General features: G+C 61.7%; 18 protein-coding genes and 1 pseudogene. 11 read left to right on the top strand and 8 right to left on the bottom strand.

The window, feature by feature from the left end:
* Position 1 precedes the first annotated feature (1 nt).
* The gene (locus HX803_RS03300; protein ID WP_178918970.1) at positions 2–2,389 is read right to left on the bottom strand and encodes a TonB-dependent siderophore receptor; all 2,388 of its coding nucleotides are present in this window, start codon (positions 2,387–2,389) and stop codon (positions 2–4) included.
* Between the two features lie 196 nt (positions 2,390–2,585).
* Here HX803_RS03300 and HX803_RS03295 point away from each other — a divergent pair, with 196 nt between their 5' ends.
* Entirely contained in the window at positions 2,586–3,296 is a 711-nt protein-coding gene (locus HX803_RS03295) for a response regulator (RefSeq protein WP_178918969.1), read from the top strand.
* Positions 3,293–4,678 carry an ATP-binding protein gene (locus tag HX803_RS03290; RefSeq protein ID WP_178918968.1) on the top strand — a complete coding sequence of 462 codons (1,386 nt, stop codon included), beginning with the start codon at positions 3,293–3,295 and terminating at the stop codon, positions 4,676–4,678. Before HX803_RS03295 ends, HX803_RS03290 begins: the two co-directional genes overlap by 4 nt.
* A 121-nt stretch (positions 4,679–4,799) precedes the next feature.
* On the opposite strand, the gene HX803_RS03285 is transcribed toward HX803_RS03290, so the two are convergent.
* Genes HX803_RS03285 through HX803_RS03270 form a run of 4 tightly spaced genes read right to left on the bottom strand, consistent with a single transcriptional unit; the run spans position 4,800 to position 6,475 of the window.
* Entirely contained in the window at positions 4,800–5,000 is a 201-nt protein-coding gene (locus HX803_RS03285; RefSeq protein WP_026136698.1) for an SEC-C metal-binding domain-containing protein, read from the bottom strand.
* Positions 4,997–5,479: an LEA type 2 family protein gene (locus HX803_RS03280; RefSeq protein WP_178918967.1), complete on the bottom strand. Its 483-nt coding sequence runs from the start codon at positions 5,477–5,479 to the stop codon at positions 4,997–4,999. Before HX803_RS03280 ends, HX803_RS03285 begins: the two co-directional genes overlap by 4 nt.
* Positions 5,480–5,501: 22 nt before the next feature.
* Entirely contained in the window at positions 5,502–5,972 is a 471-nt protein-coding gene (locus HX803_RS03275) for a YchJ family protein (RefSeq protein ID WP_178918966.1), read from the bottom strand.
* Positions 5,973–5,977: 5 nt separating this feature from the next.
* Positions 5,978–6,475, bottom strand: a complete 498-nt coding sequence (locus tag HX803_RS03270) for a DUF6231 family protein (protein ID WP_178918965.1) — start codon at positions 6,473–6,475, stop codon at positions 5,978–5,980.
* Between the two features lie 190 nt (positions 6,476–6,665).
* Here HX803_RS03270 and HX803_RS03265 point away from each other — a divergent pair, with 190 nt between their 5' ends.
* The 3 genes from HX803_RS03265 to HX803_RS03255 all read left to right on the top strand — a co-directional run bounded on the left by HX803_RS03265 (position 6,666) and on the right by HX803_RS03255 (position 8,568).
* Positions 6,666–7,361 carry an OmpA family protein gene (locus tag HX803_RS03265; protein ID WP_178918964.1) on the top strand — a complete coding sequence of 232 codons (696 nt, stop codon included), beginning with the start codon at positions 6,666–6,668 and terminating at the stop codon, positions 7,359–7,361.
* Between the two features lie 162 nt (positions 7,362–7,523).
* Positions 7,524–7,817, top strand: a complete 294-nt coding sequence (locus HX803_RS03260) for a DUF1145 domain-containing protein (protein WP_178918963.1) — start codon at positions 7,524–7,526, stop codon at positions 7,815–7,817.
* The gene (locus HX803_RS03255; RefSeq protein ID WP_178918961.1) at positions 7,810–8,568 is read left to right on the top strand and encodes a collagen-like protein; all 759 of its coding nucleotides are present in this window, start codon (positions 7,810–7,812) and stop codon (positions 8,566–8,568) included. Before HX803_RS03260 ends, HX803_RS03255 begins: the two co-directional genes overlap by 8 nt.
* Positions 8,569–8,658: 90 nt before the next feature.
* Here HX803_RS03255 and HX803_RS03250 read toward each other — a convergent pair whose 3' ends face one another.
* Entirely contained in the window at positions 8,659–9,123 is a 465-nt protein-coding gene (locus tag HX803_RS03250) for a CopD family protein (protein WP_178918959.1), read from the bottom strand.
* Between the two features lie 99 nt (positions 9,124–9,222).
* On the opposite strand from HX803_RS03250, the gene dinG reads away from it, so the two are divergent.
* The 6 genes from dinG to HX803_RS03220 all read left to right on the top strand — a co-directional run bounded on the left by dinG (position 9,223) and on the right by HX803_RS03220 (position 17,696).
* Positions 9,223–11,367 carry an ATP-dependent DNA helicase DinG gene (gene dinG / locus HX803_RS03245; RefSeq protein WP_176994736.1) on the top strand — a complete coding sequence of 715 codons (2,145 nt, stop codon included), beginning with the start codon at positions 9,223–9,225 and terminating at the stop codon, positions 11,365–11,367.
* A 98-nt stretch (positions 11,368–11,465) separates the two neighbouring features.
* Entirely contained in the window at positions 11,466–13,763 is a 2,298-nt protein-coding gene (locus HX803_RS03240; protein ID WP_178918957.1) for a beta-galactosidase, read from the top strand.
* An 82-nt stretch (positions 13,764–13,845) separates the two neighbouring features.
* Complete coding sequence (locus tag HX803_RS03235) at positions 13,846–14,991, top strand: serine hydrolase domain-containing protein (protein ID WP_178918955.1); 1,146 nt, start codon at positions 13,846–13,848, stop codon at positions 14,989–14,991.
* 143 nt (positions 14,992–15,134) lie between these two features.
* A complete protein-coding gene (locus HX803_RS03230; RefSeq protein ID WP_178918953.1) occupies positions 15,135–16,292 on the top strand; it encodes an OmpA family protein in 1,158 nt (385 codons plus the stop codon).
* Positions 16,293–16,319: 27 nt separating this feature from the next.
* Positions 16,320–16,967 (top strand): pyridoxamine 5'-phosphate oxidase, encoded by a 648-nt coding sequence (gene pdxH / locus HX803_RS03225; protein ID WP_178918952.1) that lies wholly within the window; start codon positions 16,320–16,322, stop codon positions 16,965–16,967.
* 264 nt (positions 16,968–17,231) lie between these two features.
* Positions 17,232–17,696: a glycine zipper 2TM domain-containing protein gene (locus tag HX803_RS03220; protein ID WP_056857494.1), complete on the top strand. Its 465-nt coding sequence runs from the start codon at positions 17,232–17,234 to the stop codon at positions 17,694–17,696.
* 760 nt (positions 17,697–18,456) lie between these two features.
* On the opposite strand, the gene HX803_RS33045 is transcribed toward HX803_RS03220, so the two are convergent.
* A complete protein-coding gene (locus HX803_RS33045) occupies positions 18,457–19,320 on the bottom strand; it encodes a methyl-accepting chemotaxis protein (RefSeq protein ID WP_372339887.1) in 864 nt (287 codons plus the stop codon).
* Positions 19,315–20,079: pseudogene (locus HX803_RS33040) on the bottom strand (MCP four helix bundle domain-containing protein); the annotation flags it as partial. The gene HX803_RS33045 and the pseudogene HX803_RS33040, both read right to left, overlap by 6 nt.
* Positions 20,080–20,195 lie beyond the last annotated feature (116 nt).

The raw sequence follows: 20,195 nt of genomic DNA, 5'->3' as shown, positions 1-20,195 counted from the left end.
GTCAGAACTCATAGTCGACGCTGGCGGTGAGGGTGCGCCCGGCACCGGGGATGCCGTACAGCTGGAAGCCGTCGAGGGACGCACCGACCTGGCTGTAATAGAACTTATTGAACACGTTGTTGAGGTTGAGGTTGACCGTGGTGTCCTTGTTCACCTTGTATTGCGCCGCCACGTTGCTCAGCCAGTAGCCGGGGGCCTTTTCGTTGTCGCGCACATAGATGGCGTTCACCCCGGACGGGCCGTTGGCGTAGCTGCTGTTGTTGTTCAAACCGCCGACGTATTTGTTGTCGCTGTAGCGACGACGGCCCACGTATTGCTCGCCGTAGCTGAGGCTCAGGGCGTCGGTGACGGCGTAGGTGGTCCACAGGTTGGCGGTCAGGTCGGGCACGTTCTTGGCTCCGGCGCCTTTGTTGATGCCTTTGGTCTGGGTGCTCTTGAGCGCCGAGAACCCGGTGTAGGCGGTCCAGCGCGGCGTGATGTTGCCTTGCAGGCCCAGCTCCACGCCGTCTACGCGTTTGGCGGGCAGGGCGCGGACCGGGGCGGACTCGCCGTCCTGGTATTCCCAGGCGTTGTCCAGTTCGGTGCGGAAGATCGCCGCCGTCACATTGAGCATGTCGTGGGCAATGTCCCACTTGGTGCCCATTTCATAGGTCTTGGACTTGGCCGGGCTGTAGTTGCTGGTGGTGGCCGAGCCGTAGATCTGGTTGTTGGTGGACGCGCCGAGTGCCGACGGTTGCGCCGCCTCGCTGTAGGACACATAGATACTGCCGTTGGGCAACGGCTTGTACACCGCGCCGACGCGACCGCTGACGGCGCCATCGGTACTGCTGATATCTGCCTGGCCACGTTGGGTGGTCTGGGCGCGCCAGTTGTCATAGCGCAGCGAGCCGAGCACTTGCCACTGGTCGTTGAGCGTAACCGTGTCGCCTGCATAAATGCCGGCGTTGTCGATCACCGAGCGTGGGTCGCCTTCGCCCTTGGTCACATAGGTGCTGGCGAAGCTGTGGCTGGGGTCGCTCATGTCGAAGAACATGTCGCCGGCCGGCACTTCGGCGTTGCGTTTCAGGCCGCCGTAGGTCTCGTGGTAGAACTCGAGGCCCGACACCACCGCGTGCTGCAGGCTGCCGGTGTTGAACTTGAAGCTGAAGTCGGTCTGGTTATCCAGGATGGTGTAGCGCTTGGACAAACCGAAATCGCTGCCGCGCAGGATGCCGTAGGCGGTGTTGCTGTTGTTCACGTAGTCGGTGTAGGCATTGACCGTGCTGCCCGGGACTTGGCTGATCGGGCCTACACCGGTGTAGCCCAAGGTCGCACAGCGCGTGCCGGAGCAGGTTTTCTGGCCGTTGGCATTGGCGGCAAAGAATCGCGCCGGGGAGAGCACCGCAAAGTTGTCGCTGCGTTCCCAGCGGGTCTGGTTGCGCAGGTTGGCGTCGTTCCAGTCGAAGTCGTGTTCGAAACGGGCGGTCAGCGAGGTGGTTTCGTTCTGTTGGGTGTAAAGGCTGGAATCGCCGTACCAGTTCGAGCGCTTTACGCCCGGCATGCGGTCGCCATTGGTCCCACGCTGGATCGGCACGCCGCCGTCCGGGGTGTTGGTGTCTTTCTGATAGAAGGTGTCGACGAAGAACCGCGTGTCGGTGCCCAGGCCGAAGCCGAAGGACGTCGCGATGCCCCAGCGGTCATAGTCCACATCGTCGCGCTCGGCCACCCCGTTGTAGTGCTTCATCAGGTTGATGCGCACGGCGGTGGTGTCGTTGATCTGTTTGTTCAGGTCGGCCGTGAGCCGGCGGTAGCTGTCGGTGCCGATGCCGGCCGAGACTTTATTGGCATCGCCCAGGTGTGCTTCTTTGCTCACCAGGTTGACGCTGCCGCCTACGGCGGACACCCCGGACTCAATCGACCCGGTGCCCTTGAACACTTCAGCCTGTTGCAGGTTGAAGGTGTCGGTGCGCGTGGACATGCCCGCATCGCGCACGCCATCGACGGTCAGGCTTTGCTCGGACGAGAAGCCGCGAATCGAAAACAGGTCGCCCCATCCCAGGTTGCCTTCGCCCGACATGAAGGTAATGCCTGGCACGTTGCGCAGCACTTCCTGCAAGGTCTGCGCGTTCTGCTCCTTGAGCACCTGTTGCGGCACGATGGTCACGCTTTGCGGCGCATCCAGCAGCGGCTGGCTGATCTTGGCGGAGGTCACCCGGTCGACCTTGAAGGCGGAGGTGGGGGCAGCTTGGCCATCGACCTTGATTTCCGGCAGGCTCAGCACCGCGTCGTTGTTCGCGGCGGCGGGCGCATCGGCCCAGGCCGTCGGGGCAACGCTACCGGCAGCCAGCAAGCCGAACATCGGCGCCAGAGTGGTGTGCAGCGTGTGGCTGCGAGGTGTGGGCAGTGACATAGGCGAGTTCCGAGTCTAAATTACAATTACTCTCATTTAGGTTCGGTAGTCTAAAGAGCGATTCCGCCTGCCATACCCTGGGTTTGTATCGCTGATGCGTGATTATCGTTTCCCACAACATTCCATTACATTTGCGCGTACTGCTGGCTGAACTTTCGGCTATCTCCTGCGTTTTGAGTTTTCGGACCGACTGCCCATGGCCAAGCAAGACCACCTGTTGATCGTCGATGACGACCCGCAAATCCGCCAACTGCTCTGCGACTACCTGAGCGACGCCGGCTTCCAGGTGTCCACCGCCGCCGACGGCAAGGAAATGCGCCGCCGCCTGGCGCTCAATGTGATCGACCTGATCGTGCTCGACCTGATGCTGCCCGGCGAAGACGGCCTGAGCCTGTGCCGCGAACTGCGGGTGAGTTCCAACACGCCGGTGGTGATGCTCACGGCCAAGGGCTCGTTGATCGACCGCATCGTCGGCCTGGAAATCGGTGCCGACGACTACCTGCCCAAACCCTTCGACCCGCGTGAGTTGCTGGTACGCATCAAGGTGGTGCTGCGTCGGGTGCAGAGTTTTCCGGACCGGGCGCGGCTGGATGAAGCGCCGAGCATCCGTTTCGCCGGCTGGCAGCTCGACACACGGGCGCGGCAACTGCTCACCCCGGAAGGTGTGGTGGTCAGCCTGGGCAATTCGGACTACCGCGTGCTGCGCCTGTTGTTGCAGCACCCCAACCGCCCGTTGAGTCGCGACTTTCTGCTCAATCACGTGTTCGACAAGGACAGCACGCCGTTCGACCGCTCCATCGACGTGTGCGTCAGCCGCCTGCGTTCCCAACTGCCGGCGGGGCTGATCAAGACCGTGCGCAACGAGGGTTACATGCTCACCGCCGATGATGTGGTGCTGGGCTCGTGAGACTGCTGCCGCGCTCGCTGTTCGGGCGACTGGTGCTGATCCTGGTCAGCGGCATGCTCGCGGCCCAGGCCCTGACCAGCAGCATCTGGTACGACCGCCGACATGGCCAGGTGCTGGAAATTCCCGCGCGGCTGATCGCGACGCGCCTGGCCGACGTGGTGCGGCTGGTGCACAGCGACCCGCAGCAGGCCGACCAGTTGATCAAGCTGCTCAACACGCCGCACTTTCGCCTGACGGTGAGCGACCAGGCCAGCAGCACGCCCAGCACCCTGACTGACAGCGACCGGCCCACCGAGCGCCTGATCAAAAAGGTGTTGTCGGAGAAAACCGGCTACGCCCAGACCCTGATCCTGCTGCGTCTGTCTTTGGTGGATGGCGAAGGGCAGACCGCAGGGTTGTCGACCTTGCTCGGCTCCAAGCCGGTGGTGGGGCAGTTCCTGATTGACCTGCGCCTGCCCGACGGGCGCTGGTTGCAGGTGGATGCCAGTGAAGAACAGGGCTGGACCAGCACTTCGCCGCTGGACCTGCTGTTCGACTATGTGATGCGTATCTACTTGCTGCGGGTGTTGGTGCTGGTGGTGATCGCCCTGGTGGCGGTGCGCCTGGCGATCCGCCCGCTCAATGCCCTGGCCAAGGCGGCTGAGGCGTTGGGGCGTGATATCCAGCGCCCGCCGCTGTCGGTGGACGGCCCCACTGAAGTCCGCCGTGCGGCGCAGGCCTTCAATGCGATGCAGCAACGCTTGATCGCCAACATCGCCGAACGCACGCGTTTTCTCGCGGCGATTTCCCACGATCTGCGTTCACCGATCACACGCCTGCGCCTGCGCACCGAGATGCTGGAAGACACCCGCACCAAGGAGCGGTTTCGCAGCGACCTGGAAGAAATGGAGCACATGGTCTCCAGCACCCTGGATTTTGTCAGCAGTGGCGAAATCAATGAGACGCGGCAGAACATCGACATCAACGCCTTGCTGCAAAGCCTGCAGGCCGATCTTGAGGATGTGGGGCAAAGCGTGACGATAGTGGGACGGGCCCGGCAACCCTTGCCGGGGTATGCCCGCAGCCTCAAGCGTTGTGTGCAGAACCTGCTGGAAAACGCGGTGCGTTATGGCTGTGAAGTGGTGGTGCAGGTCGAGGACCAGGCAGACAGCCTGAAGATCGTCATCAGTGACCGTGGCCCGGGGATTCCCCAGGAACAGCTGGAACAGGTGATGGAGCCGTTTTATCGGGTGGAAGGCTCACGCAACGCCGAGACGGGCGGGTATGGGTTGGGGCTGAGCATTGCCCACACCATTGCGCGGGCGCATGACGGGCAGTTGAGCTTGAACAATCGGAAAGGTGGGGGCTTGGAAGTGGAATTGCAGTTCCAACGTAAACCCTGAACCTGCAACACCATTCATGTGGGAGCTGGCTTGCCTGCGATGCAGACACCTCGGTACATCAGGCACACCCGGTTGATGCCATCGCAGGCAAGCCAGCTCCCACACAGCCTGGGTCAGGGCATCACGCCCCGTGGCACTTCTTGAATTTCTTCGCGCTGCCGCAAGGGCAAGGGTCGTTGCGGCCAACGTCCTTCAAGGCGTTGCGCACCGGCTCCTGGTGAGCGTGGCCGCAGTTCGGGCCGTGGACATGGCCGTGGTCGTGATCATGGTGATCGTGATCGTGGTTGCAGTCAGGACCATGGACATGGGGTTGCTGAGTCATCGATGTCGCTCCGGAATAAAATCGCCGGGGATTATCTCGCCATTGTGGGACACCTGCACGTCATTACCGATGAATAATCCGGTTTTCAGTTCACCGTCCAGGCGATAGGGCACGGGCTGGGTGGGATTTTTCAGCATCTGCACCACATCGCGTATCTGCGGCCACAGGTTAGTGCGCACCGTCACCCGGAAGAACGCATGGCTGCGCGGCGGCACGGTGAGCCATTCGTTGGACTCGCCTTCGGTCAGCACAAAATCGTCCAGGGTGACCTTGTAGATCAGGCCGCGCACCGTCAGGTCGGCGTCGTCGCGGTTGTCCACGCGAAAGTACAGCTTGAACTTCTGCTCCAGCAACTTGGCCCGCACCACTTCGACTTTGACCAGGGCCACGTGAGGTGCCGGCGTATCGTCTTCGAACCACGAGGCGCAGCCGGTCAAGCCCAGTGTCAACGCCAGCATCAAGCTGTAGATCCGAAGCATGGCGTTTTTCCTGTCAGAGGGCTTAGAGGTAGCTGGAGCAACACTTCTTGAATTTCTGACCACTGCCGCACAGGCACGCATCGTTGCGTCCTGCCTTGACCTCGACGGTGGGGTCGATGAAGTACCAGCGCCCATCATTCTGTACGAAAGAGGACTGCTCGCGGTGGCTATGTTCACCGGTGCTGTCGTGCCAGCGGGCGGTAAAGGTCACGAACGCATGTTCCGGCTGGCCGCCGAACACCTCGGAGCTTTCCACCTCAAGGCCCAGCCAGGTGCTTTGGGCACTCCAGGCGCCGATGGCGTTGCGGTCCAGGCCGGCCTGTTGCGCGGGCAAGGTAGTTGCCACCAGGTAGTCCACCAGGCCGAGCACATAGGCGCTGTAGCGCGAACGCATCAGCGCGGTGGCGCAGGGTGCAGGGTGGCCGGCGTGATAGTGGCCGCAGCAGGCATCCAGCAGGTTGCCACTGCCGCAGGGGCAAATGGATGTACTCATCGGGGTTACCACCAATACTTTCCGAAGTTTTCCGGGTTGGCCCAGAAACGGGCGTTGAGCCAGTCCGGCACCTGTTTATAGTCAAGCAGATCATAGGTAAACAGCGTCAGAACCTGCTCATCGCGCTGGAAACGCTCGCCGGCCTGCAGGGCCAGGGAGAAGAAGTCGGTTTCCTTCCAGCCGCAGGCGTTGAGGTCGACGAGCGCAGCAATACGGCTGGCATTGAGGTTGCGCACGCCACCGAGCAGGGTCAGGCCTTGCGGTTTTGACAGGTGCTCCAGGCAGTCGACCACCAGCGCCAAGTCAAAACGTTGCGCCGCCAGCGCTGCGGGCAAGGGCCCGGGCGGCGCGATGGCGACGACGGTGTCGGGGTGCTCGGCCTGGAAGGCGTCCAGCGCCGGGAACTGGCTGGCACCCAACAGCAACAGGCGTTTGGGCTGGTGCAGATCGAGCAAGGCAGCCAAGGCTTGCTGGGGTGTACGGGAAGAAATACCGGCGGTCATCACAGATCCTCACATCAGGACCGTAGAGACTAGCGCGGCTGAGCGTGCGGGCCTAGAGCGGGTGGCTGCGAAAAGTCCTACGAGTGCAGCGATCCTCAATGAATACAGGGGCGCGGCGTAGTGGCGCAGATGAAAAGAGCCGTCTTTACTCCACCCATCGGCCCCCGCCGATCCCCTCAGGAGAAAACAGATGAGCATCATGCGGACAGCTCTACCCTTGGTTCTGCTAACCGGAGTATTGACAGGTTGCGCAGGCTTGCAGAAAACCGACTGGCCCACCTGCGCCGCCGTGGGCGGTGTGACGGGCGCGGCGATCGGCGCCACTGAAAGTTCAGCCTATGCAGGCGCGGGCGCGCTGCTGATCGGTGGCATGGCTGGCGCCTATTGCTGGGTGCACGGCGATGGCGATGAAGACGGCGATGGTGTGCCGGACAGCCGCGACAAGTGCCCGGGTACGCCAAAAGGCGTGCAGGTCGATGCCAATGGTTGCCCTCCTGTGGCGCCGCCAGCGGTGGTCGAGGAAGTGGTGGTGGTTAAAGAAGAAACCATCGTGATCCGCGATGTGCACTTCCAGTTCGATTCGGCCAAGTTGACCGCCGCGGACAAAACCAAGCTCGACACCATTGCCACTCGCCTGAAAAAAGAAGCCCCCAGTGCGCAACTGCGGGTCAGCGGGCACACCGACAGCGTCGGCAAGGACGCCTACAACCAGAAACTCTCGGAAAAACGCGCCCACTCGGTCACGGACTACTTGATTGGTGCCGGCGTGCCTCGCAGCAACTTTGTTTCGGTCACCGGTGCCGGCGAAAGCCATCCAGTGGCCGACAATAAAACCGCTGAAGGGCGCGCACTGAACCGCCGCGTGGAAATCCAGATCAACCGCTGATAGCCCTTGCCCCTGTGCCAGTCACAGGGGCATTGCTGGCGATCCTCGCCGAAACAGCCGGCATACCTGCCCTTTATCAAGTTTTTTCATCCTTCACTGGCAAATCGCCTGTAGAAGTCGGTACTGTGCGCCCAAAGAATAATAGGCAAGGGGGCATGCGGGATGAAGGTGTTTTGGGGGCTGGGGAAGTTTCTGACGTTACTGTTCTGGGTCGTGGTGGTGGTCAATCTGTTCCGGCCGCTCGCCAGCCCGTTCCACCTGTTGGTCAACCTGGCCGGCAGTCTGTTGTTCCTCACCCATTTGCTGGAGTTGCTGTTGTTCAACAGCAGCGTCAAACACCGTGCCCATCCCTGGCGTGACCGCGTGCAGATTCTGCTGGTCGGTATGTTCCACGTGCAGGGCCTGTCGGTGCCTGCGGCGGTTAATGAAACGAACAAGGAGGCCAATCATGCGTAAGGTTTTTCTGTTGGCCCTGCTGGTCAGCCCCATCGCCCTGGCGCAGACCGTCAGTGTTGAAAGTAATTCGTTGATGCGCTTGCCCAGCAGTACCAGCGTGCTGCAATTGGAACGCCTGGACGTCGCCGATTACGGCACCTTGCTGATTCCGGCGACGATCAGCCAGGTCACGGTGGATGAGCTGCACCTGGGGCGTGAAGCACGTATCGCCATCGCCCCGGGCAATACCGGCTTGCAGTTGCAGGTGCGCCACGCGCAGTTGGACCATGGCAGCCAGATCACTTCGCGTGGCGCCCCCGGCACCCACGAACGCCCGGCCAAGGCGGGACGCGACCTGACCCTGCGTATCAATGCGCTGACGGCTGAAGAGCTGTCGGTGGATGCCCGGGGCGGTGCGGGTGCCCAGGGTTATGCGGGCCTGGATGGCGCCAATGGCGTGGACCCGGGTTGCACCTGGGGTTCGGCTGGCCGCGGCGCTAATGGCGATAACGGCGGCGATGGTTTGCCCGGTGCGGCAGGCGCGCAGGTGCGGGTTGAGTTGCCGCAGGATTTCCCGGCTGAACGCATCAAGGTCTGGGTCGATGGCGGTGCGGGTGGTTTGGCGGGCACGGCAGGTAAACCTGGCCGTGGCGGCCAGTCCAAGGGTTGCCTGGTGTACCGTGCCGATGGCGGTGAAAAGGGCCGCCCTGGTTTGGAAGGGCAACCGGGGCCGGCAGGGCCTGCGGGGGCTGTGACTATTCAGCGCCTGTAAAGACATCATCGCCGGCAAGCCGGCTCCTACAGTTGATCGTATAAAACCTGTAGGAGCCGGCTTGCCGGCGATAACGGTCTAAGGACTGCCTCAGAACATCGGCCGAGCCGAAGCAATCGCCACCACCACCAACCCCACGATCAAGTTAATCCCCACCAGTTTGCGGATCTGCCCCAGTACCGCAGCCCCAGCCGGCCAATCTTCAGCCGCCACCGCCGCGCGCAACTCCGGGAATTTCAGTGCCTGGATACGGATAAACAGTGCCGTCATCACCAGATACAAGCCCATCATCACCTGCACATAGCGTGGCGCTGTCTCAAACCCGCTGAAGCGCAATTGCAGTAGGCCAATGCCGCTGATCGGCAAAATGGCCACGGCGATCCACACCCATACGAAAAAACGTTGAAACACATTTGCCCACAGCCTGAGCCGGGCAGGGCCCTCAAGTGCCGCCACAGCGGCGGGGCGCAGGATCATCCAGGCGAAAAACATGCCGCCGACCCAGACGAGGGCGGCCAATACATGCAGGGTGTAGGCGAGGCTAAACACGGTCATTGCGGTACTCCGTTCTGCGCGGGATTCATTAGCGGGGTATGATAGCCGCCGATCCGAACCACTGAAAATTTATCCAGCGTTTTTAGCGCCCGACTATTCATGATCAGCACTGAACTCAAAACCACGATCCAGGGCGCCTATTCGCGTTTTCTCGAAGCCAAGAGCTTGAAACCGCGCTACGGCCAACGCCTGATGATCGCCGAAGTGGCCAAGGTCCTCGGGGATATCGACACCGACGACGAAGGTCGCCGCGAGGGTGAGCCCGCGGTCGTGGCCGTCGAGGCCGGTACCGGTACCGGCAAGACCGTGGCCTATAGCCTGGCTGCGATCCCCACTGCCAAGGCGGCCGGCAAGCGCTTGGTGATCGCCACCGCCACCGTCGCCCTGCAAGAGCAGATCGTCTACAAAGACCTGCCTGACCTCATGCGCAACAGCGGCCTGAACTTCACCTTTGCCCTGGCCAAGGGCCGTGGTCGCTACATGTGCCTGTCCAAGCTCGACGTGTTGCTGCAGGAAGGCCACGCACAAACCGCCACCGCCCAGTTGTTCGAAGAAGAAGGCTTCAAGATCGAGGTGGATGAGGCCAGCCAGAAGCTGTTTACCAGCATGATCGAGAAACTGGCCGGCAATAAATGGGACGGCGACCGCGACAGCTGGCCCACCGCCCTTGAAGATTCCGACTGGGCGCGCCTGACCACCGACCACAGCCAGTGCACCAACCGCCATTGCCCCAACTTCGGCCAGTGCGCCTTCTATAAGGCCCGCGAAGGCATGGGCAAGGTCGACGTGATTGTCACCAACCACGACATGGTCCTGGCCGACCTGGCCCTGGGCGGCGGTGCCGTATTGCCGGACCCACGCGACACCCTCTATGTGTTCGACGAAGGGCACCACCTGCCAGACAAGGCCATCGGCCACTTCGCCCACTACACCCGCCTGCGCTCCACCGCCGACTGGCTGGAGACCACCGCGAAGAACCTCACCAAGTTGCTGGCCCAGCACCCGCTGCCCGGCGACCTGGGCAAGCTGATCGAGCAGGTACCTGAGCTGGCGCGGGAGATCAAGACCCAGCAGCAATTCATGTTCAGCGCCTGTGAGCAAGTCGCCGACTTCAAGCCCGGCGAAGACGTGGAGGGCCGGGAGCGGCCGCGTCATCGCTTCGTCGGCGGGCTGATCCCCGAGCACATGCGTGAAATGGGCATCGAGTTGAAGAAGGGCTTTTCGCGCCTGACCGACTTGTTTACCCGGTTGACCGACCTGCTCAAGGAAGGCATGGATGGCGAGGTCAACATCGGCATCGCCAGCAACCAGGCCGAGGAGTGGTACCCGCTGTTTGGCAGCCTGTTGTCTCGCTCACAGGGCAACTGGGAGCTGTGGACCGCCTTCACCGTCGAAGACCCGGAAGACAACCCGCCGATGGCGCGTTGGCTGACCCTCTCGGAAAGCGGCGCGCTGTTTGACATCGAGGTCAATGCCAGCCCGATCCTGGCCGCCGAAATGCTGCGCCGCAACCTGTGGAACGTGGCCTACGGCTGCCTGGTGACCTCGGCCACCCTGACTGCCCTGGGCACCTTCGACCGCTTCCGCATGCGCGCCGGCCTGCCGAAAAAAGCCGTAACCGCCGTGGTGCCGAGCCCGTTTCACCACGCCGACGCGGGTGTGCTGCGGGTGCCGGACCTCAAGGCCGACCCTCGGGATGCGGCGGCCCACACGGCTGCGATCATCCGTGACCTGCCAGACCTGGTGGAGGGTTCCAAAGGTACCCTGGTGCTGTTTTCCTCGCGCAAACAGATGCAGGACGTGTTCGACGGCCTCGACCGCGACTGGCGCAAGCAGGTGTTCATCCAGGGCAACCTGTCCAAGCAGGAAACCCTGAACAAGCACAAGGCACGGGTCGATGGCGGCGATTCCAGTGTGCTGTTCGGCCTGGCCAGTTTCGCCGAAGGCGTCGACTTGCCTGGCGCCTACTGCGAGCACGTGGTGATCGCCAAGATCCCGTTCTCGGTGCCGGATGATCCGGTCGAGGCCGCACTGGCCGAGTGGATCGAAGCGCGGGGCGGCAACCCGTTCATGGAGATCTCGGTGCCGGATGCGTCCCTGAAGCTGGTGCAGGCCTGCGGCCGCTTGCTGCGTACCGAACAGGACCGGGGCACCATCACCTTGCTCGACCGCCGATTGGTCACCCAGCGCTATGGCAAGGCTATCCTGAATGCCTTGCCGCCTTTCAGGCGCGAAATTTCTTAAGCCACCGTGGGCGAATTCGCCCACTTCGTGGTCTATCTCACTGCTATCGATTTATGTCATCAGGCCATTCACCGGCCGATTGGGAGAACCTTGTTCGTATGATTCGCACGCTGCCCGCCCTGTTTGCCCTGCTGTTCACTGCGCCATTGATGGCCGCGCCCGCGGGGCAACAAACGCTGTTCAACTTCGTCCGGCCTGCCGATGTGGTCAAGGTGGCGACCCAGGACGCCAGCCTGCCGCAATACAACGCCGAACAAACCCCCGAAGGCGAAGTGCTGCGCCGCATCACCTTCAACCCGGCTGCCGAGCCGAGCCTGGTCCTCAGCCCGCAAAGCGGCGCGTGGGACTGGTCCCAACCCAGTGCGATGAGCCTGCGCATTCAAAGTGCCATGGACTGGGCGCTGACCCTCTACGTCAAGGTGCAGAGCGCAGATGGCAAGACCCTGGTCAGTCGCATCGACCTGCCGGCTGGCCCGGCCCAGACGCTATTGGTTCCGTTGCAAGCCAACTCGCCGTTGAGCCAGGGCATGAAGGCCGGCCCGCCAATGCCTATCACCGTGGATGGTCAGCGCGTATTGCTGGCCAGCAGCGCGGGGGAAATCGACCGCAGCCAGGTGGTGTCGGTGACGCTCTCGATGATCAAGCCCAACGCCGCCCAGAGCATCTTGCTGGAGCGCTTTGGCGTGCAGGACAGCGAGCCGGTGATCAAGGCGGCCTACAGTGAACTGGTAGACGCCTATGGCCAGTCCACCCGGGCGCGCTGGCCGGAAAAGGTCAGCAGCGACGATCAGCTCAAGGCCGCCGCCGCCAAAGAGCAACAACAGCTCAAGGGGTGGCTGGCGGAACGGGATAAAGCCTCACTGGATCAATACGGTGGCTGGAACAAAGGTCCGGCGTTCGAGGCCAGTGGGTTTTTCCGAACTGAGAAACGCGACGGCCGCTGGTACCTGGTGACCCCGCTGGGCCATCCGTTCTACTCGTTGGGCGTCAACACCGTCGCCCCGGACAACAATCAGACCTACGTCGCCGGGCGCGAGTGGATGTTTGCGGCATTGCCCAAGGCCGGTGAGCCCTTCGACAAGTATTACGGCAGCGCTGACAACCGCACCGGCAACGGCGCGGGAGAGGGGCGCAGTTTTGGCGCCGGGCGTTGGTATGACTTCTACGGCGCCAACCTGGAACGCACCTACGGCACCGAAGGTTTTGACCAGAAGCGCTGGGTCAGCCACACCCTCGACCGCCTGCAGGCCTGGGGTTTCAACACCGTGGGCAACTGGAGCGACGAGAACCTGGCTGCTGCTGATCGCGTGCCCTACACCTTGCCGCTGTCGATCGTGGGCGATTACGCCAGCATCAGCACCGGCACCGATTGGTGGGGCGGCATGCCCGATCCGTTCGACCCACGCTTCGCCATGGCCACCGAGCGCGCTGTGGCCATTGCGGCCCGGGATCACCGCGATGATCCATGGTTGATCGGTTATTTCGCCGACAACGAGCTGGCCTGGGCCGGTCCGGGTGACGCTCCAAAATCGCGCTACGCCTTGGCCTACGGCACGTTGCGCATGACCACCGACGTGCCGGCCAAGCGCGCGTTCCTTAAGCAATTGCGCGACAAGTACCGTAACGAAGAGGGCTTGTCGAAAGCCTGGGGCATTCACCTGGCTGGCTGGGAACTGATGGAAGACCCGGGCTTCGAGCCACCGATGCCGAACCCCGAGCACCCGGAAATCGAGGCCGACTTCAAATATTTCCAGAAAACCTTCGCCGATGCCTATTTCAAGACCATCTCCGATTCGCTCAAGTGGCACGCGCCCAATCAGCTGCTGCTGGGCGGGCGTTATGCGGTGAGCACGCCGGAGGCCGTGGCGTCCTGCGCGCAGTACTGCGATGTGCTGAGTTTCAACATGTACACCCTCAAACCCCAGGACGGTTATGACTTCGCCGCCCTGCGTGCGCTGGACAAGCCGGTACTGATCACCGAATTCAACGTTGGCTCGGCGGACCGTGGACCGTTCTGGGGCGGCGTGACGCAATTGGCCAGGGAAGAGGACCGTGGTGCGGCCTACGCTAATTTCCTCAAGCAGGCCATGGCGGAGCCATCGATTGTCGGCGTGCATTGGTTCCAGTACCTGGACCAGCCGGTCACGGGGCGTCTGCTGGACGGTGAGAACGGTCATTTCGGTCTGGTGGGTATCACTGACGTACCGTTCCAGGGCTTTGTCGACAGCGTGCGCAAGAGCAACCTGGCAGCCGTCGATCAGTTGGGCAAAGAGGCTGAAAAGGCCAAGGCTGCCAACGCTGCGCGTGAGGCCGAGGGCAAGCAGGCCGGGCACGACGGCAAAGGCCCGGGGCAGGGCGCCGGGCATGCCGGCGGGCACTCTGGAAATGGCCATTGATTGAGCGTTGACGGGTTCACAAAACCCACAAGGGCTGGAACAATGGCGACCAATTTTTACGGTGTTTTCCGAGGGGGCTTAGGTGCAGATTCAGGGTCATTACGAGCTCCAGTTCGAAGCGGTGCGCGAAGGCTTCGCCGCGTTGTTCGATGACCCACAGGAACGTGGTGCCGGGCTGTGCATCCAGGTGGGTGGCGAAACCGTCGTCGACCTGTGGGCCGGCACGGCGGACAAGGACGGTGCCGAGGCCTGGCACAGCGATACCATCGTCAATCTGTTCTCCTGCACCAAGACCTTCACCGCCGTCACGGCCCTGCAATTGGTGGCCGAAGGCAAGCTGCAACTGGACGCGCCCGTGGCCAACTACTGGCCGGAGTTTGCGGCGGCGGGCAAAGAAGTTATCACCCTGCGTCAGTTGCTCTGCCACCAGGCCGGGTTGCCCGCGATCCGCGAAATGCTGCCCACCGAAGCCCTGTACGACTGGCAACTGATGGTCGACACCCTGGCGGCCGAGGCACCGTGGTGGACGCCCGGCGAAGGCCATGGCTACGAGGCCATCACTTACGGCTGGCTGGTGGGCGAACTGCTGCGCCGTGCCGACGGGCGCGGCCCGGGCGAGTCCATCGTGGCGCGAGTGGCACGGCCCTTGGGGCTGGACTTCCACGTGGGGCTGGCGGATGAAGAGTTTCATCGTGTTGCGCATATAGCGCGCAGCAAAGGCAATATGGGTGATGAAGCGGCCCAACGGTTACTTCAAGTAATGATGCGCGAGCCCACGGCCATGACAACGCGGGCTTTTGCCAACCCACCGTCTATTCTGACGAGCACTAATAAACCCGAATGGCGGCGCATGCAGCAGCCAGCGGCAAATGGTCACGGTAATGCGCGCAGCCTGGCCGGTTTTTATAGCGGTTTGTTGGACGGTAGTTTGCTGGAAAGCGACATGCTCGAACAATTGACCCGCGAACACAGTATCGGGCCGGATAAAACCTTATTGACCCAAACCCGTTTCGGTCTGGGCTGCATGTTGGATCAACCGCAATTGCCCAATGCCACCTTCGGCCTTGGCCCACGTGCGTTTGGCCACCCCGGGGCGGGCGGTTCGGTCGGTTTTGCCGACCCTGAACATGATGTAGCGTTCGGTTTCGTGACTAATACACTGGGGCCTTATGTACTTATGGACCCGCGTGCGCAGAAGTTGGTCGGAATATTGGCCGGTTGTCTGTAAACCCCTTGCTGTTTCACGTTTTTTTGTTACAAAGGCAACTATAAGAAGACGCTGAGCGAAATGATGTAACTTTAATGTTCAGTAAGCGTCTGTTTAACGGGTCATCCAGACCCCCTGGTTTTTTCTCATTTTGTGGATATCTCATGTTATCGAACAAGTCCTTGGCACTGGCGCTGTGCCTCACTATTACCGGCTGCGCACAAACTCCACAAAATGATGCCGAAGGTGGGCATTGGTGGTCATTTGGATCCGACAAGGCTGCTACCAAGGACGCAGTGACCCAAACCGACGCCAAGCCGGCTGCCGGCGCCAAGCCTGCCGCGCCTGTCGCTGCAACTGCCCCGGCTCCCGCCGCAGCCGCACCGGCTCCCGTCGCCAAGGCGGATACCGGCTCCAGCTGGTGGCCGTTCTCCTCCAAGAGCGCCGATGACAAGGCGGCCGACGCCAAGGCTGATCTGAAAGCCGACCTCAAGGCCGCAACGCCAGCGCCTTCGCCAGCTGCGGCACCGGCTGTCGCCAAGACCGACACCGAGACCCACTGGTGGTGGCCGTTCGAAAGCAAGCCAAAGCCACTGGCCAAGGTCGACGTGACCAACGTACCGATGCCTGATCCGAAAATCACCCAAGCCTGGCTGGACGACTACGAGCCGCGCCTGCGTACCGCGATCAAGGACAGCAACCTGCAACTCGAGCGCCGTGACAACGTATTGGTCGTGATCGCTCCGGTAGACGGTTCCTACAACCCTAAACGCCCAGGCATGTTGCTGCCGGTCACACTGGGCCCGTTCACCCGTGTTGCCAAGGCTGTTGAAGGCGATCCGAAGACCGCTGTATTGGTACTGGGCCATGTCGACACCAACGGTGCCGAGGCGCAAAGCCAGGCGCTGACCAAGGAACGTGCGCAGTCGATCGCTTCGATCTTCAGCCTCAGCGGTTTGAAGCAGGACCGCCTGATGCTGCGCGGCATGGGCGACCTGATGCCACGTGCCGCCAACGACAGCACCCAGGGTCGTGCGCTGAACCGTCGCATGGAAATTCTGTTCACACAGCGTACAACGATGTTGGCGTTGCTGAGCAAGTACAACTCGGCCAACCCGCCGAAGGCCGAAATGGTTGCCGTACAGGACGCGCCTGCACCGGTGGCACCGGCTGCGAAAAAAGCCGTACCGGCCAAGAAGGCTCCGGCCAAGAAAGCCGCCGCCAAGCCAGCCGCCAAAAAAGCCCCGGCCAAGCCTGCCGCGAAGAAACCGGCTCCAGCCAAGGCCGCTGCACCGGCTGCGAACGACCAGGCGAAAAACTGATCTGTTGAAGCACAAGGATAAAGTCGCATGACCCAGGCACTGGCTGATATGCGCCGTGACTACACACGGGACGGTTTGAGCGAGGCCCAGGCCCCGGACGAGCCGTTTGCGTTGTTCCACCAGTGGTTTGCCGATGCGGTGAAAACCGAGCAGCCTCCGGTGGAAGCCAATGCCATGACCCTGGCGACGGTCGACCAGGAGGGTCGCCCGCACTGCCGCATCCTGTTGCTCAAGGGGCTGGATGCGCAGGGCTTTACCTTCTTCACCAACTATCAGAGTGCCAAGGGTGAGCAGCTCGCGGCACGGCCCTTCGCGGCCATGACCTTCTTCTGGCCGACCCTGGAGCGCCAGGTGCGTATCGAGGGGCGGGTGGTCAAGGTCACGCCTGAAGAGTCGGACGCGTATTACCAGGTGCGTCCCTTGGGCAGCCGCCTGGGGGCCTGGGCATCGCCGCAGAGCAAGGTCATCCGCGACCGTGAAGAGCTGCAGGACTTGCTCAAGGCAACCGAGCAGCGTTTCAGTGATACCCAGCCCGATTGCCCCGAGCATTGGGGCGGCTACCGTTTGCTGCCTGAGCGCATCGAGTTCTGGCAGGGCCGCGCCAGCCGCCTGCATGACCGCCTGAACTATCGCCTGCAAGCGGGCGAATGGACGCGCGAGCGTCTGGCGCCCTGAACTTCACCTTTCGTCACCTCACCTGAATAGTGTCCGCAGGCCTGACGTCTCTACCAAGAGGCTTCGGGTTGTTGATTGCGGACAACCCCATCGGCAAGCGTATGCGTGACACTTCTTGGTACAAGGAGATTGCTACCGTTCGTCGAGTTTTTTGGTAAGGGCAGTCTGTACTAGGGCTGAATGAAAGCAATTTTCTGCCGTGCTTGCCGTGACAGGCGCCAAGCCGCAGCGTCTAATGAATACCTGTCCTTTGGAGTTGATGCTATGCGTAAGTCCGTTTTACTAGTTGCCTGCTTTACCACCCTGTCGTTGCTGTTGGGTGGCTGCGCCTCGAGTCTGACCGGCGACTCGTACTCCCGTGACGAAGCGCGTCGTGTACAGACCGTTCGCATGGGTACCATTGAATCCCTGCGTCCGGTGAAAATCGAAGGCACCAAGACCCCAATCGGCGGCGCTGCTGGCGCAGTCATCGGCGGCGTTGGCGGCAGCGCCATCGGCGGCGGCCGTGGCAGCATTGTCACTGCCGTGATCGGCGCCGTCGCTGGCGGCCTGCTGGGCTCGGCCACCGAAGAGGGCCTGACCCGCACCCAAGGCGTTGAAATCACCGTGCGCGAAGACGACGGCAGCATGCGCGCCTACGTGCAAGCGGTTGAAGAGAACGAAATCTTCCGCATCGGTGACCGCGTTCGCATCATGACCGTTAACGGCACCAGCCGAGTGACTCGCTAAGCGTCGGTTGTAGAAACACAAAACCCCCAACCGGGTGACTGGTTGGGGGTTTTTTATTGTATGGGGCGAGGTTGGCTGTACCGTCGATCTGAAGTGAGTGCGCTGTCGTTCCCGCTAAAAATGCAGGCAATAAAAAACCGCCACGAAAAGGCGGTTTTTTATTTGCAATACCAGTTTGCAGCTGACATTGCGTGCTCACAGGAAACAATGACCTGCGCGAAATACTACTGTTGGCCTTTGCATGACGCAAGATAAGACGATAAGTGGCGGATCTTATTGTTGGGTTTTATTTTGCGAATTGTTTTGCAAAATAAGGCAACAAATCCAGAGCGTAGAGTTAGCTGTTCAAGCTGCCTTCGTTACACCTCGAGCCGGAAGGCTAAGTTAGTATCGCCCTCGTTCTGCGTGCATTGTGTTGTGAGCAAGCAGGGTTCGCCGGCGAATTTGGACCGGCCGCCACGGGCTTGCAATCCGTGCCGGATTAACGCGGCTGGACCATCAACCCGGCCGCCTCACAGGAAACAATGACCTGTATCCGAATGCGCGCATGTTCCGGTAAGTACGCTGGAGGTAAGGCCCAACATTTGGAGGGCCGAGTATGTCGAAGTTTGCACGACGTACGTGGAACCTCGTAGTGAACGCCTTGCGTGTGTACCACGTGTGGGTGTTCCTGCGGGACAGCTTCGATGACCTTTAAGGTCTAAGAAGTGGAGCCGTCTCTGTTTAAGCCGAGACGGCTTTTTGGTTTCTCAGGCTGCCCTCAGATCTGGAAGTGCTTCACCATGGTGTTCAACTCATGGGCCAGGCTTGCCAGGGACTGCGAGGCAGCCGTCGTTTGGGTCGAGCCTTCCGCAGATTGAACCGACAACTGCTGAATGTTCAGCAAATTGCGGTCAACCGCCCGGGCCACATCAGCTTGCTCAGCCGCCGCCGTGGTGATGACCAGGTTGCGGTCATTGATCTCATCGTTGGCCGCCAGGATATCCGCCAGCGCTTTCTGCGCCAGTTCGGCCAGCGCCAGGGTTTGCTCGGTCATGGTGCTGCTGTCGAGCATGGTGTTGACGGTGCTGGCGGTGTTGGTCTGGATGCTGCCGATCATCTGTTCGATTTCCTGGGTCGACTGGGCGGTGCGGTGGGCCAGGGCGCGCACTTCATCGGCAACCACGGCAAACCCACGGCCTGCATCGCCCGCGCGCGCGGCTTCGATGGCCGCGTTCAGCGCCAGCAGGTTGGTTTGCTCGGCAATCGTGCGGATCACATCGAGGACCTTGCCGATCCCCTTGGCCTGCTCGGCAAGACCGCCCACTTGGCCAGAGCTGAGTTCAACGCCACGGGTCAGCGCCTGGATTGCGTTCAGCGCTTCGACCATGCGCTGCTGGCCTTTCAAGGCAATGCTTCGCGACTCCTGAGACAGGTCTGAGGTGGACGCCGCATTTCTCGCCACTTCCTCAATCGCCGTGGTCATCTCGGTGACGGCAGTCGCGGCCTGTTCGATTTCGCCATGTTGCTGCTGCAGGTCACGGCTACCTTCGGCAGTGACGGCATTGAGCTCTTCGGCCGCCGCCGCCAGTTGGCTGGACGAGCCGGTGATCTGCCGCAGGGTCTGTACCAGGTTATTGCGCATGACCTCTTGGGCCCTGAGCAAACGCGTGGCTTCGTCGTTGCCCGTGGGGGTGATCGGTTGGGTCAGGTCGCCCTTGGCGATGGTCTCGGCCACATGCACCGCTTCGATGATCGGGCCAGTGATGCTGCGCGTCAGTAACCAGGCCACCAGCACCGTGCCGCCACTCACCAACAGGATCACGAGCGTGATGCCACTCACCGCATGTTGGTAAGCACCGACGGACGTCATGCCGGCCTGTTCTGCGCCTTTGTTGGCAAGGTCGATCAGTTGGTCGAAATTCTTGGTCATCTGCTCATAGCTTTCTCGAATGCTGTTGAGAAAGTCCCGCGCGCCGGCCTTGTCGCCTGAGCGCGAGCGCTTGAGCATCTCAGTATGGTTTTTCGCGTACGCCTCGAGGCTCTGGTTGAACACCTCGAGCCGTGATTTTTCCTCCGGCGTACGCAACAGCGCCGCGTACTGGGTCAACTGCTCCTTGACGGCCTTGAGGCGACCGGCGGACTTGTCTTCGTAGGTCTGCATATCGGCATCGCTGGACGACAGGATGTGCGCCATTTCACCCAGGCGAAAACGGTCGAGCGATGCGTTGGCCAGGGCCAGTATCCTAACGCGCTGCATCCAGTTGTTCTGGATGTCGGCCGCCTGGGACTGGACTTCGCCGATCTGCTTGAGCGCAAACAGACCGAGAAACACACTCAGTGACGCAATAGCAGCGAAGCCGATGAAGGCTCTGGCCGCGATTCTTATATTTCTCAGGAACATGGGGTTTACGCTCGGGCTGAAAACGTGTTGAAGAGCAAAGTCGGGCGGGCGTCCCGGGCCGGGACAGTCGAGGCGCCACACCAGCTAGTCGGCGGTGGGCGTGAAGTCTTTAGGGG

Origin of the sequence: Pseudomonas sp. P7548 (genome assembly GCF_013386585.1) — a bacterium.
Classification (GTDB): domain Bacteria; phylum Pseudomonadota; class Gammaproteobacteria; order Pseudomonadales; family Pseudomonadaceae; genus Aquipseudomonas.
This window is presented reverse-complemented; position numbering and strand designations above follow the sequence as displayed.

Excerpts from the sequence above, each read along its gene's own strand:
- HX803_RS03300 (WP_178918970.1), bottom strand. The coding sequence starts at position 2,389 with ATGTCACTGCCCACACCTCGCAGCCACACGCTGCACACCACTCTGGCG.
- HX803_RS03295 (WP_178918969.1), top strand. The coding sequence starts at position 2,586 with ATGGCCAAGCAAGACCACCTGTTGATCGTCGATGACGACCCGCAAATC.
- HX803_RS03285 (WP_026136698.1), bottom strand. The coding sequence starts at position 5,000 with ATGACTCAGCAACCCCATGTCCATGGTCCTGACTGCAACCACGATCAC.
- HX803_RS03280 (WP_178918967.1), bottom strand. The coding sequence starts at position 5,479 with ATGCTTCGGATCTACAGCTTGATGCTGGCGTTGACACTGGGCTTGACC.
- HX803_RS03275 (WP_178918966.1), bottom strand. The coding sequence starts at position 5,972 with ATGAGTACATCCATTTGCCCCTGCGGCAGTGGCAACCTGCTGGATGCC.
- HX803_RS03270 (WP_178918965.1), bottom strand. The coding sequence starts at position 6,475 with ATGACCGCCGGTATTTCTTCCCGTACACCCCAGCAAGCCTTGGCTGCC.
- HX803_RS03265 (WP_178918964.1), top strand. The coding sequence starts at position 6,666 with ATGAGCATCATGCGGACAGCTCTACCCTTGGTTCTGCTAACCGGAGTA.
- HX803_RS03260 (WP_178918963.1), top strand. The coding sequence starts at position 7,524 with ATGAAGGTGTTTTGGGGGCTGGGGAAGTTTCTGACGTTACTGTTCTGG.
- HX803_RS03255 (WP_178918961.1), top strand. The coding sequence starts at position 7,810 with ATGCGTAAGGTTTTTCTGTTGGCCCTGCTGGTCAGCCCCATCGCCCTG.
- HX803_RS03250 (WP_178918959.1), bottom strand. The coding sequence starts at position 9,123 with ATGACCGTGTTTAGCCTCGCCTACACCCTGCATGTATTGGCCGCCCTC.
- dinG (WP_176994736.1), top strand. The coding sequence starts at position 9,223 with ATGATCAGCACTGAACTCAAAACCACGATCCAGGGCGCCTATTCGCGT.
- HX803_RS03240 (WP_178918957.1), top strand. The coding sequence starts at position 11,466 with ATGATTCGCACGCTGCCCGCCCTGTTTGCCCTGCTGTTCACTGCGCCA.
- HX803_RS03230 (WP_178918953.1), top strand. The coding sequence starts at position 15,135 with ATGTTATCGAACAAGTCCTTGGCACTGGCGCTGTGCCTCACTATTACC.
- pdxH (WP_178918952.1), top strand. The coding sequence starts at position 16,320 with ATGACCCAGGCACTGGCTGATATGCGCCGTGACTACACACGGGACGGT.
- HX803_RS03220 (WP_056857494.1), top strand. The coding sequence starts at position 17,232 with ATGCGTAAGTCCGTTTTACTAGTTGCCTGCTTTACCACCCTGTCGTTG.
- HX803_RS33045 (WP_372339887.1), bottom strand. The coding sequence starts at position 19,320 with ATGCGCAATAACCTGGTACAGACCCTGCGGCAGATCACCGGCTCGTCC.